12 protein-coding genes are annotated in these 13,012 nt (G+C 42.1%); 5 read left to right on the top strand and 7 right to left on the bottom strand.

Translation table 11 applies throughout. The features are described 5' to 3' along the window. Nucleotides 1–46 precede the first annotated feature (46 nt). The 4 genes from BLU33_RS05875 to BLU33_RS05855 form a co-directional block, all read right to left on the bottom strand. Complete coding sequence (locus tag BLU33_RS05875; RefSeq protein ID WP_091370270.1) at nt 47–664, bottom strand: phosphatase PAP2 family protein; 618 nt, start codon at nt 662–664, stop codon at nt 47–49. Between the two features lie 3 nt (nt 665–667). After that, on the bottom strand, nt 668–2,713 hold the full coding sequence (gene ppk1 / locus BLU33_RS05870) for a polyphosphate kinase 1 (protein WP_091370268.1): 2,046 nt from the start codon (nt 2,711–2,713) through the stop codon (nt 668–670). Further along, nucleotides 2,710–3,993 (bottom strand): Pycsar system effector family protein, encoded by a 1,284-nt coding sequence (locus BLU33_RS05865; RefSeq protein WP_091370267.1) that lies wholly within the window; start codon nt 3,991–3,993, stop codon nt 2,710–2,712. The genes ppk1 and BLU33_RS05865 overlap by 4 nt, the downstream gene beginning before the upstream one ends. 341 nt (nt 3,994–4,334) lie before the next feature. After that, the gene (locus BLU33_RS05855) at nt 4,335–5,276 is read right to left on the bottom strand and encodes a D-2-hydroxyacid dehydrogenase family protein (RefSeq protein WP_091370263.1); all 942 of its coding nucleotides are present in this window, start codon (nt 5,274–5,276) and stop codon (nt 4,335–4,337) included. A gap of 582 nt (nt 5,277–5,858) precedes the next feature. On the opposite strand from BLU33_RS05855, the gene BLU33_RS05850 reads away from it, so the two are divergent. Beyond that, nucleotides 5,859–6,410 carry a ferritin gene (locus tag BLU33_RS05850; protein WP_091370261.1) on the top strand — a complete coding sequence of 184 codons (552 nt, stop codon included), beginning with the start codon at nt 5,859–5,861 and terminating at the stop codon, nt 6,408–6,410. Nucleotides 6,411–6,469: 59 nt separating this feature from the next. Here BLU33_RS05850 and BLU33_RS05845 read toward each other — a convergent pair whose 3' ends face one another. Beyond that, nucleotides 6,470–6,739, bottom strand: a complete 270-nt coding sequence (locus BLU33_RS05845; RefSeq protein ID WP_091370259.1) for a DUF4342 domain-containing protein — start codon at nt 6,737–6,739, stop codon at nt 6,470–6,472. 117 nt (nt 6,740–6,856) lie between these two features. Here BLU33_RS05845 and BLU33_RS05840 point away from each other — a divergent pair, with 117 nt between their 5' ends. Further along, on the top strand, nt 6,857–7,501 hold the full coding sequence (locus tag BLU33_RS05840; protein WP_091370257.1) for an START domain-containing protein: 645 nt from the start codon (nt 6,857–6,859) through the stop codon (nt 7,499–7,501). Between the two features lie 3 nt (nt 7,502–7,504). Here the strand turns inward: BLU33_RS05840 and BLU33_RS05835 are convergent, their stop codons facing one another. Further along, nucleotides 7,505–9,046, bottom strand: coding sequence for an MFS transporter (locus BLU33_RS05835; protein ID WP_091370255.1), 1,542 nt, complete (start codon nt 9,044–9,046; stop codon nt 7,505–7,507). A gap of 402 nt (nt 9,047–9,448) precedes the next feature. Between BLU33_RS05835 and BLU33_RS05830 the strand changes: the two genes are divergently transcribed. The 3 genes from BLU33_RS05830 to BLU33_RS05820 all read left to right on the top strand — a co-directional run bounded on the left by BLU33_RS05830 (nt 9,449) and on the right by BLU33_RS05820 (nt 12,324). After that, nucleotides 9,449–11,002, top strand: coding sequence for a carboxylesterase/lipase family protein (locus BLU33_RS05830; RefSeq protein WP_091380248.1), 1,554 nt, complete (start codon nt 9,449–9,451; stop codon nt 11,000–11,002). Between the two features lie 115 nt (nt 11,003–11,117). After that, nucleotides 11,118–11,642, top strand: a complete 525-nt coding sequence (locus BLU33_RS05825) for a hypothetical protein (RefSeq protein ID WP_091370253.1) — start codon at nt 11,118–11,120, stop codon at nt 11,640–11,642. 358 nt (nt 11,643–12,000) lie between these two features. Further along, nucleotides 12,001–12,324: a hypothetical protein gene (locus BLU33_RS05820; RefSeq protein ID WP_091370251.1), complete on the top strand. Its 324-nt coding sequence runs from the start codon at nt 12,001–12,003 to the stop codon at nt 12,322–12,324. Nucleotides 12,325–12,402: 78 nt separating this feature from the next. On the opposite strand, the gene BLU33_RS05815 is transcribed toward BLU33_RS05820, so the two are convergent. Then, nucleotides 12,403–12,954 (bottom strand): HdeD family acid-resistance protein, encoded by a 552-nt coding sequence (locus BLU33_RS05815; RefSeq protein WP_091370249.1) that lies wholly within the window; start codon nt 12,952–12,954, stop codon nt 12,403–12,405. Nucleotides 12,955–13,012: the final 58 nt, after the last annotated feature.

The raw sequence follows: 13,012 nt of genomic DNA, 5'->3' as shown, positions 1-13,012 counted from the left end.
ATATAAAATTATAGCGCAGCATTTGGCATGTGGCAATTTTTGACAATTAAGGTTTTTTTAAGAACGACATGGATAATGCCGAACCAACACCCAATACAGCGCCCCCGGCAACATCACTTGGATAATGCACGCCCAGATACATACGCGAATAGCTAACCGACCCCGCCCACAGATAAGCAGGAACGATTACAAACCATTTAGGATAAGCCATACTCAACGCCGTTGCAGTTGCAATAGTGGAGGAAGTATGCCCCGACGGAAATGAATAGCTGCCCGCCCTGTAAACAGGAGTTATACTAACATTTTGAATAAATGGCCTGCGGCGTTTAACCAATGTTTTTACTAGCAGGTTTAAACCATATGATACAGCAGTGCTGCTGGCAACAAATAATGAGTTTTGCCGCATTTGCTGATCATGGCCTAACACGCCCCCAATAAACAAGCCTGCAGGTATACCTATATCGCCATAACGGTATGTTTTTGTAAGAAACATAAATACATCTGTTTGCGCGGGCGTGCGGGTGTTTTGCAGATCGATAAGTACCCGATCATCAAACTGCTGGATGGGCGATTGTGATTGTGCCTGCGCAAAGGATTGGTTTGAGCAAAACAGCAGCTGTAAAAACAACAGTAATATAACAGGTTTATATGCTCTTTTTGTCATGATCTAACCAATTTGCCTCAGCATTTTGTATATCTCCAACTGGGATTGGATAGCTGGCGTACCTGCTTTTATCTTTACATTCTCAACACTGCCATTCAGCAACACTGCTTGTACGTTATCATTAAGCTGTAAGTTGATAATGGCTAAAATTTCAGCTTTGATCTGCTCATCATAAATAGGGAAACATACTTCAATACGGTTGTATATGTTCCGGTTCATCCAGTCGGCCGATCCCAGGAAAATATCCGAGTTATTATTGTTATTGAAGATGAATATCCTGCCATGCTCCAGGTTCCTATCCACAATGCGCCTGATAGTAATATTTTCACTCATGCCCTTAACGCCCGGTATAAGGCAGCAAATACTACGGATGATCAGTGAAATTTCAACCCCTGCCTGCGAAGCCTCGTACAGTTTATCAATGAGTACCTTTTCTTCCAGGTTATTCATTTTAAGGGTAATGCCTGACGGCAGTCCTTGCTTGGCATTCGCTATTTCACGGTCTATCAGTTCAATAAACCGGGTTTGCAGATTAAACTGGGCAACCAGTAAATTATTAAAGTTCAAAGGATCATGGGCCGATGGCTTTTTACGTTTGCTTAAAAATATAAACAGCAGCTCCATTTCCCGCATCAGGTTGGGATTACAGGTAAACAGGATATGATCGGTATAGAACCGGGCTGTTTGCTCGTTAAAATTACCCGTGGCCAGCAAACCCGAATAGGTTACCCTACCGCCCTCCTTAGTTTTAACCAGTGCTATTTTGGCGTGTACCTTTAGTGCGGTAATACTATAAATGATCTCCACACCTGCATTCTTCATTTTTTTGGCCCATTGCAAGTTGTTGGCTTCATCAAAACGGGCCTTAAGCTCTATTACTACCTGTACCTTTTTGCCGTTCTTAGCGGCGCTTATCAGGGCATTAACTATCTTAGAGTTACTGGCCACCCTGTACAGCGTAGTATAAATTTCAGTAACATCCGGGTTGATAGCAGCCTCGTTAAAAAAACGCAGCACCGGGTGATAGCTCTGGTATGGGGTATTGATCAATATATCCTTATTCTTCACCTGTAATGCCAGGCTTGGCTCGAATTTTATTGCTGAAGGATTGATAGCCTGCCATGAATCGTAGGAGATTCCCGGCAGGTTGATATTTAATGAGGAAAAATCCTTTAAATTATGATAAACACCACCTTCGGTTACACTGGCGCCCTTAAGTTCAAACTGGTGCTTCACAAATTGCAATATGCGCAGCGGTATACCCGCCTGGTGCAGGAAACGGGTGGCCAAACCAAAGTCGCGCTTTTTTAATTGTTTTTCAATCTGATCTGAAATATCACCCGAATATTCATCCTTCAGATCCAGTTCGGCATCGCGGGTTACTTTTATGCTATAGCAGCCTTGTATGGCACTTCCGGGAAATACTTTATCAATATTATACCGGATAACATCATCCAAAAAAGCAATATAGATGTCTTTATCAGCTTTAATAGTTGAAAAACGCGGCAACTCGTCAGACGGTATATTGAGCAGAACGATCTTCTCCTTCCCCTCATCATTCAGCAGGTTAACCACAAAATACAGCTTGTTATTTTCCGGGAAGAAATGCGCTTCTACTTGAAGGTCAACCGGTTGTAAAAAAGCTAAAACCTCGGCTAAAAAGTATTCGGTAGTTTCTTTTTTAACAGCTTCGGGAAATGGCTGATTATATAAAATGTGAACACCCAGTTTTTCAAACTGTGGTATCAATTGTTCCCGTAATATACTGCCGAATTTTTCCTGCAGTGCATTAATTGTACTTATAGCCAGCTGTAAAACGGCTGATTGTTCATCGGCATCGATGGGTGTATTATCATCCTCGCCAATTCTTTTCAGCGCATGCAGCACCGGCATGCGTACCCGGTAAAACTCATCAAGGTTTGATGAGAATATGCTCAGAAATTTCAGCCTTTCCAGCAATGGCACCTGGCTGTTGGCGGCCTCGTCCATTACCCGTTCATTAAACGAAAGCCAGCTTAAATCCCGGTTAAAAAAACGGTTGTTCTTCATTTATTCTTAACGTGTGCTACTTCAGGCAGTTGATGATTGAAAAATATAAAAGCTACAATGAAAGCTAATACCGATACGATGAGCCCAAACATAAAAACGTTATAGGCTACTCTTAACAGATGATATTTTCTTCCCAAAACAACGCCCTGTGCATACAGGTCCCTTATCAGACTGCCATACAAAAAGTCCTTTTCCTGCATCATTTTTTGCATGCCATAGTTAAAATCTTCCAGCTTCATTTTATAAAAATTACCGAAGAATAGAAGGTTAACCCTTTTCTCATTCACATCATCCAATGTAAAAGTGCCTTTTGGGATAGATGGCCGGGTGGATAAAATGGAAAAAGTCATGGCTATGAGGCTGACCGTTAATAAAATAAATGATGGAACGATCAAATAACCGTAAGCATCCAATCTCCTTAACACCAAACTGATTATGGCAGATAAGATAATGGAGTTAACCGTGATCATGATATGGGCCTTTCTATCAGCCATATCACTCAGGCGCTGATGATTGCTCGAGCTGATCCTGAACATGGTTTCAATACCTTTATCTGGTTTATTCTTATCTTTACCCTTATCTTTTTTCTTCTTTTTGCCTTGCTCTTCCTCTGCTTCAGCAACAGCAAGAGGTGTTGATGGCTCCTGGACAATGGCAGGCGCCTCAACCGGCTCATCTTCCTCATTCCGGGCCAGTCTATCTTTCAGCTCCTGCAGATTTTTTTCTTTGGTATCGTTTAGCAACAGTTTTGCATAATCGGTATGGTAATACTGGGCTTCTAAAAACTTAACCGTTTTTGTCCACCATTCGGTTTTAGTCATATCTGCATTATGCAGTACATTATATTCCTTTAACAGCTTTTTATCCTTCTTAAAAAAGTTATCGGTACCCAGATTATACAGGTCGGCATCGCAAATGATCTGCTCTAATAAGGTGATTGGCGATTGCGGCATTTTTGTGGCAGTTATACAGCCCGCAATCAGCTTAATATCCTCATCATCCAACTGATGTTCTTTAAAAAATGTGGTAGCTATTTTAATCCCCTCATCCTCGTGATTGGTGATACTAACCATATACCCGAGGTCATGAAACCAGGCAGCGGCCGTTACAATAAAATAATCATGATCATTTAACTGGTAATGATTGGCAATTTTAGCAGCTGCTGTTACGACATCTTCGGTATGTTCTGCATTATGATAATGAAAGTTTGTAGTATCATGCGCCTTGTAATAATTTAAAACGTAATCTTTTACCTGCTCAAGTAATTTATGATAGTTCATAGTGATAAAAAAACTAATATAATAATGATTAATGGTAATTGCTTAAGCATTAAACAATTTGGCATTTGTGTGAGATGGGGCATATGCCAAGTATATGCCTTGTGCGATTCCCCGCTTGAGAGTAATAGCCCATCAAGAGGCAGATTGGTTTTATTAATACTATTTTTTGTCCCCGCAGTGGTCACCCTGCGTACTCGTGCAAGGTGTTTGACCCAACCCACAACCGCGCAGGGTCCTCTGCGAGAGACCGCTGCGAAGACTTGGTAATATAAAATATATAGTAATGTCTCTTGATAGGTTATTCCCCTCTCAAGAGGGGAATTTTTAATCATTCAAACATTTTATACCGCTATCCAATCTTCTATTGCCTTCACTGTATCCTCATAAAACACTTTATAAGTATCTTCAGTTACATAACCAATATGCGATGTACCCAATACATTATCCATTTTGCGGAAAGGATGATCTAATGGCAATGGTTCGGTGTCATATACATCCAATGCAGCACCGGCTATCTTTTTTTGCTGTAGAATTTCAATCAATGCTTTTTCATAAACCAGCGGCCCGCGCGATGTATTTATAAAATACGCCGTAGGTTTCATGAGCTGTAATTCTTCTGCACCAATAATCCCCTTTGTACGGTCACTTAATACCAGGTGGATAGTTACAAAATCAGCTTCTTTAAATAAGGTTTCCTTGCTTACTAATTTCGCCCCTGCCTCAATTGCTTTTTCTTCAGTCAGATTCTGGCTCCAGGCAATTATATTCATATCAAAAGCTTTGGCATAGGCTGCTATTTTACTACCGACCCTGCCCAGGCCAAGTATGCCAATGGTTTTCCCTTTCAGATCGGTGCCAACGGTAGTTTGCCAGCCGTTTTTAAAGTTGTTGCTTTCCTGCGGGATGTGGCGGGCTATGGCCATCAGCAATGCCCAGGTAATTTCAGGCGCGCCATTTTCAACATAACGGGTGTATTTGAGCGGGATGCCCAATTCCTCAACCGCCTTGTTATCAATAGAAGCATTGCGCATACCTGTGGAAACAATAAGCTTTAGATTTGGCAATTGCGCTAATATATTACGGGTAAGCGGTGTTCTTTCGCGCATTACACATACTATATTAAAGGGTAACAAACGTTCAATTACCACTTTTTCATCAGCTATATGATCATGAAATACCTTTACTTCGGCTTTGGAAGTTATGGTATGCCAGTCGGCAAACTTAAAGGCGACCTGCTGATAATCATCCAAAACAGCGATCTTAAGCGGCGAGTTATTCTTCATAATTTAATAAATGAGGTAGCTTATTATAATACAAGTTCAAAGTAAGATATGTTTCGGGGAATAAACAAATTCGTGTGACGATAAAACTCCGACTGCTTGCCGCTCGTACATTTTAACTCACCCGGTCATTGCTACGCCGACCACCCTCTCTACGCTGCGCGCAAAGAGGGGCAACATGTGAAACATTCATCACCCTCTTTGCGGCTTGCCGCAGAGAGGGTCGACCAGCGGAGCGCGTCGAAGTTCAGCGTTAGTGATAGCAGCGGATACCGGCCTCGCGCTTAAGGCCAGCAGGCGTATGAGCGTATAGCACGGGCCGAAGGTGACGCCCTTATAGATACTTTGGGCGTTCCCGCTATCCAGCGGGCCGTGCTGTTCAGGGCTACGCTTCGCTCCGGCCCTCCTCCGTCGGGCTAAACCCTTACCATCACTAACGCGGGACTTCGACGCGCTCCGCCAACTCACCCGGTCGTTGCTTCGCTCGACCACCCTCTCTACGCTAAAGCGTAAAGAGGGTAACTACATAAAAACAAAATCTTTATTCTTCATCAAACTTTTATCTCAATTTTTAGTTCTCAAAATATGAACACCAACAGACTATCACCAACACTTGCAGCTGCCTTAAATGCCCAGATGACAAACGAGGCGCACAACTCACAGATATACCTGGCTTATGCCTCATGGGCAAGCGACAAAGGGTATGACGGTATTGCGAATTTCCTTTTCAGGCATGCCAATGAGGAACGCAACCATATGATGAAATTTTTGGAGTACATTTTAAAAAGAGGCGCTAAAGTGGTTGTGACCGCTATACCCGCCCCCGGCCATGACCCAAAAAGTGTTAATGACTGCTTTGAGAAGGTATTTAAATACGAAGTGGAGAACACCACATCTATTTACAACATCGTAAACATGAGCCTTGAGGAAAAAGACTGGGCAACCTGGAACTTTTTGCAATGGTTTGTGAAGGAACAAACAGAAGAGGAAACACTGGCGCTCGACCTGCTATCAAAAATAAAAGTGGCTGGTGGCGAAAAAGCCAACCCTGAGGCGCTTTACACATTGGATCTGGACCTGGGCAAAACTCCTGACGATGCTGTATTAGCCCAGGATGTAACTGTGGAGAAACCATAATTAGAGCTATACTATCATAAAAAACACCTGCCGGCTTAATACCGGCAGGTGTTTTTTGTTTAAGCATGTCCGTTACCTGCGCCTGTTTCTTCATCATGCCTTTCAACAGTGATGGTACATTCTGTAACCAGTGCGGCTATAGCGCCAATAGCGGCCATAACCGGCATCAGCAAAATACCTACTACGCCAAAAGTTAGCGGGAAAGATGCCAGTTCTTTACCTGATTTATCGGCAATGGTTATCTTTTTTATATTTCCTTCGGCTATCAGTTCCTTTACTTTTTTAAGCAAGTTCTCGCCATTTATACTGAATGATTCTTTCGTTCCCATAGCCTTATATTTTTTTACAGATTATTAATTTGAAAGTAATATTTGTTGGACTGCCGCACATTGGGTGTTGTTACACTGTGGCATTTATTATTTTTGTACGCCTTAATCATTATAATAATGTATAAAGTATTATTCATATTTCTTTTATTATTCTTTAAGTTGATGCCTGCTTCGGCCGGAATTGACTGGAAGCTTAATACAGAGAAGGATGGCATAAAAATATATACCAGTGTTGTACCCGATTCAAAAATAAAAGCCATTAAAGTTGAATGTGAAGTTACCGCAACAGCATCGCAGCTTGTTACTATTTTAATGGATATTAAGAATGCGCCTGAGTGGGTATATCATACCAAATCCTGCTCATTGGTTAAGCAGGTTTCGCCATCAGAACTATATTACTACTCAGAAGTAACCTTACCATGGCCCGTTAAAAACAGGGATTTTGTGTCACATTTAACAGTTTCACAAGATCATAATACTAAAGTGGTTACCGTTGATGGCCCGGTTGTAAACGATCTTGTACCGGCTAAAGATAATATTGTACGCATAAATCACTCTAATGGTAAATGGGTAATAACACCATTAGGAAACGGCCAGGTAAAAATTGAATACAGTTTACATGTAGACCCGGGAGGCGATCTGCCTGCATGGCTCATTAATATGTTTGCTACAGAAGGCCCTATGCAGATATTTAAAAACCTGAAGACAGAACTGCAAAAGCCTGCGTATAAAAGCGCGACATTGCCGTTTATCACTAATTAAATATTATTCCTTTTTAACAGCACTATTTTTAACAAAGATAACAGCCATTAACGCGCCTAAAAAACCAAGCGCCGCCGATATGCGCATAATATTGGCATAGGCAGCAATAAAACTTTCGTGGTAGTATTTTTCAATAACAGCTTTATTGCTGGATTGGATATTGGCCGGAACCTTTGCATTACCCAGATCAGCGGCTTGTGCTAATGCTTCCTGCTGGTATTGTGGCTTTAGCTTAACATCAGCTAATTTATGCTGCAATGCACCTGTAAAAAACAGTACTGCCAGCGCGCCAAATATGGCATTGGCAAATACGTTGGCTATACGTGTAACCGCATTGTTTACACCAGATGCCGTCCCCGAAAAATGATCACTTACCGAACCCATTACCGCTGTGGTTAATGGCGCAACGGTGAACGACATACCCAGTCCGAATACAATAACTCCCGGAAAAAAGCTTGTCCAGTAGTCCGATGGACCATTGGTCTGCTTTATAAATGATAAAATGAGCAGGCCTGTCCCTGCCGCAGCCGGACCAATAATTAGCAATAACCTTGGGCCATATTTATCGGCAAGCGTACCGGCAAAGCGGGCCAGGGAGATCATCATGATAGTAAAAGGCAAAAAAGTAAGTCCTGACTGCAGCTGACTATACCCCTGCACCTGCACCAAATTCAGTGAAAGGAACAGCATACCCGCACCTAAACCTGCGTACAGGAAAAAGCTAAGCAAATTTGCCCCGCTGAACGTAGCGTTGGCAAACAAATGCAAAGGCACCATAGGGTGTTTACTTTTGGCTTCAATAACAACAAAAGCTACCAGCAGCAATACGCCAACGCTTAGCGTGGTATATACCTGCCAGTTAGCCAAACCAACCGCCGGTATGCGTAAAAAGCCAAAAGTTACCAAAGCCAATCCTAATGCTATAGCTATAGCACCGGGGAAATCCAAAGCATGGCCACTACCTTCATCCCTACTTTCTTTTACCTTGAACCAGAGCATCACCAGCGCCGCAATGCCTATGGGTACGTTTATAAAAAAGATATACCGCCATAAGCCAGCATCGCCCAAGGCGCCACCCAATATAGGGCCGCCCATGGTTACCACCGTTGTAAATGCAGACCAGGTGCCAATGGCCTTACCACGCTCCTGTTCGTTTATTGATGAGGAGATGAGCGACAGGCTACCCGGGATCATTAAAGCCCCGCCAATGCCTTGTATGATCCTAAAAACGATCAAAAAAGTCACTCCGGGTGATAAGCCGCATGCCGCCGAGCCACAGATAAAAATAAATATCCCGGCCATGAACACTTTTTTACGGCCCAATCTATCGCCCAATGAACCACCAATAAGTATGAGCGAAGCCAGCATAAGCAAATATGCATTCAATATCCAGAACAGATCGGCACCGGTAGCCTGCAAACTTTTTTGCAGCGATGGCAACACCACGTTAAGCGCCGTACTATCAATAAAAGCCATAGCTGAAGCCAGGATGGCCGAAACCATAACCCATTTACCCGCGGTACTGCGCAACGCTACTGTAGCCATAAAATTTTGATTACCAAGGTAAAAGTAAACTAATTAGATGGGATAAATGTTTGTTATGGAGTAATGTATTAGTGGTCGGTGAGGACACCAACCACGGGGCTGGCAGGAATTATAAATTATCTTTCCCTCACACTCTTTTTTATTCCCTCCCCGGGGAGGGGTGCGGCTGGTGGTGCGGTGGCAGGGAGGGGTTTATACGCTGGATAATCGCATGCAGAAACCCCTCCCTGCCCCTCCCAGGGGAGGGAATCGCACTACCCGTTACTTTTTTAACTTTGATATCATCTTTTGCCCATCGTAATAAATCTATTACTACCATAATTTGTTAAAATTTCATTACTCATAAACATTAAATTTGTAATGAACCGATCATTTGAGTTCCTTTATAAACCACCATACCTCATGAAGAAAATCATCTTATTATTGCTTGCTATAATTAGCGGGATAGCTTTTTCCTTTGCACAAACCGGCAGTAACGTACAGGTTAAAATAACTAACGGGCTATTACAGGGCGTCGTTGAAACCAGCGGAATACATTCCTTTAAAGGCATACCCTATGCACAGCCACCGCTTGCTGATCTGCGATGGAAGGAGCCCCGGCCACCTAAGAACTGGGCAGGTGTACATGTTGCGGATCATTTTGGACCACAGGCTATGCAACCGCCCGTTTTTAGTGATATGATGTTCAGGAGTAATGGAAAAAGTGAGGATTGTTTGTACCTGAATGTGTGGACACCTGCAAAATCAGCCAAAGAGAAATTACCCGTACTCGTTTATTTTTACGGTGGAGGGTTTATAGCGGGCGACGGTTCAGAATATCGTTATGATGGCGAAGCTTTGGCTAAAAAAGGAATTGTTACCGTAACTATTAACTACCGTTTAGGTATTTTCGGTTTCTTTGCCCATCCTGAACTAACCAAAGAATCACCACATCATTCATCGGGTAATTATGGTTTAATGGATCAGCATGCGGCATTGTTATGGGTACAAAAAAACATCGCAGCCTTTGGCGGCGACCCTGATAAAGTAACCATTGGTGGCGAATCGGCTGGTTCTATGTCGGTATCGGCACAAGTGGCTTCGCCTTTGTCAAAGGGATTATTTAGAGGCGCAATTGGTGAAAGCGGCGCGGTATTAGGTAATTTATCACCTGTACCATTGACTGATATTGAGCAAACAGGCGTAAAGTTCGCGCAAAAAGCGGGCGCAACTACACTGGATGACCTGCGTAAAATACCTGCCGATAAACTAATGCAGCTGGCAATGGGTATAAAGTTCTCTACTGCTGTCGACGGTTACTTTTTACCTAAAATGCCACAGGCCATTTTTGATGCCGGTAAGCAAATGCACGTGCCATTATTAGCCGGCTGGAACTCTGCAGAGGTAGAATATCACTCTGTTTTAGGCAATGATTCGCTGACAGTTACTAATTATAAAAAAGCTTTACAAAAACTATATAATGATAAAGCTGATGATGTATTCAATGCCTACCCCGCAGCAACCGATGCCGATGTTGCGCAAGCGGCCACCGATCTGGCATCAGACCGTTTTATAGTTTTTGCTACCTGGAAATTTACTGATATACAAAGCAAAATCGGCGATAAGCCTGTTTACCGATACCTGTTTTCAAAGAAAAGGCCGCCAATGGTTAACGGACAAGGTAATGGCAATTCGCTGGGCGCGTCACATGCTTCAGAAATTGAATATGCTTTGGGTAATCTATCCACCAACAAAGTTTACGCCTGGACACCTGATGATTACAAGGTATCAGAAACTATGCAAACCTATTTTGCCAATTTTATAAAAACAGGCAATCCTAACGGTAATGGTTTACCGCAATGGGATAAGCTGGATAGTGCAAACCCAAAAACTATGGTGATTGATGTAAACAGCCAGCTAACTCCGGTAACAAATACGGCCCGGTATATTTTGCTCGAAAGTTTTTATAATAAATAGACTATTTATTTCCTGAAAGCATGTAAGTAGATGATTACCTGTGTGATATTTGATCAATTGGTTATTTTTTCTAATATTTAGATGAAAGTTCCCATTAACCATTAAACTTATCATTATGATCCCACCTAATCACCTTTCCATACTTGGCATTATTCATACTGCAATTAGTGTGCTTGCCATAGTTTTTGCTGTTATTGCCCTGCTGCGCGATGGTAAGATAAACCCATTAAATACCATGGGCAAGCTGTACATATATTTTACGGTTGCTGCTTGTTTAACATCACTGCCGATAATGAAAACCGGGCACTTTACCCCGGCACACGGCATGGCTATAATAATACTTGTACTGATTCCTATCGGCGTATATGTCAAATCGATAAAATTTCTGGGTAAAAGTACTGATTATGTGCAAACTATAATCTTGTCAACAACCATACTACTTTCTATGATTCCCACAACGGTTGAGAGTTTAACCAGGCTGCCAATCAGTCACCCTATTGCCGATGGCCCTAACGCGCCTGTTATACAGATGGGGCTGCTAATATTTTTCGTACTTTATGTAATTGGTGTAGTCTATCAGGTTATAAAAATACGCGCTGCTAAAAAATCAAAACCGGGCAGTACGCCGGAGGTAGTGTAATTGTATTGCTGCCGCGGGTTTAGCGCAGCGTAACCCGTGGTACAGCATAGTTAAAGCTTACAGCTTTACAGCAAAACACAAGCTAAGAAGCTTGTACAATACACACCACGAGTTACGCTCCGCTAAACTCGCGGCAGCGATGAGTTTCTAAAACACCCTGTAGCCATATCCACACACAACCCAACCACCGAAGACTTCAAAAATCACACTCGTGCTTTATCACGCTAAGCAAAAATGCTGTTACAATCAACAAATATCATTCTTTAAAACAGATACTTATCTCCAAAAAGGCCAAAAACAGGGTATAGGGGCACATTTGGATCGATTATTGCTCTTTTCCTGAATAAAGGAGCACTATATGAATACTTATAAAGAAAACGACCTGGTTATTTACACCGATAGCAAAGGCAACCGTATTGACACCTTTGTAATATTTGATACTGATACCAAAACAGGCCTTACGCATATCAATCATTTTAACTTGAAAGTGAAAGCTAACGAACTGGCAATGCACCCGCGTGCCGCTAAAGGCAACACTATCCCATTGGCCGATCCGCTTAGCTTTAATCTTTTTAAACTGTTAAAAGATAAATTTACGCAACGCGATCATGCTAAAAAAACCAGCAAAGCACTCGTATTGTATTCTAATAATACAAGAATGGTACTTGCAAATGCATCATAAATAAAGGAAATTGCTAATGATGAATCAAGGTAACAGAATTTTATCCTGATTCTTGTATCTTGATTCCGGTTCTATCTACTACCGTTTTGTTAAAACTTCATTTACAGCTTTAAGCCTGAAAGCAAGTATGGTATTAATAATACCCGTTACTATAAATGCAGATGCTGCCCATAATACAATGGTCATTGCACCAAAGGCGGGGTTAAACATAATCAACATCGCAAATAAAACAATTATCACGCCTGCCAGCATCATCCAGCCTGACCGGCGCATTACGCTGGCAAAACTAAATAGTGAAAACCCTCTGAACAGGAACCATAACCCTACCGCGAACGGCAACACGCTTATACTTAATTTAACATCGAAAATAAGTATAAAGCCCAGGGCTACATCTATCAATCCTAACAGAAAACGCCAGCTCCACCCTACTACGTAGCGGTTTGCATAAGCATGCACCAGCTCGGCAGCGCCCCCTAAAACTATTACTATCCCAAAAAGCATACTGAGTGCCACAAAGGTTACTAACGGTGCACTGATCATATAAATACCCAGTAATATGAACAATATACCGCGCAGTAAAAAGAGCCACCAGTGTTTGATGTCGCTGATTATTTCAGATGAAGTTGCCATAATGATAAGTTAGAGTTATAAAGATAACTCAATAATTATCAGTATGTTTTATAAACCT

It is taken from the genome of Mucilaginibacter mallensis (assembly GCF_900105165.1).
In the GTDB taxonomy this organism is placed as follows: Bacteria; Bacteroidota; Bacteroidia; order Sphingobacteriales; family Sphingobacteriaceae; genus Mucilaginibacter; species Mucilaginibacter mallensis.
Note: the sequence above shows the minus strand (reverse complement) of the source record. Positions and strands in the feature narration are given on the sequence as shown.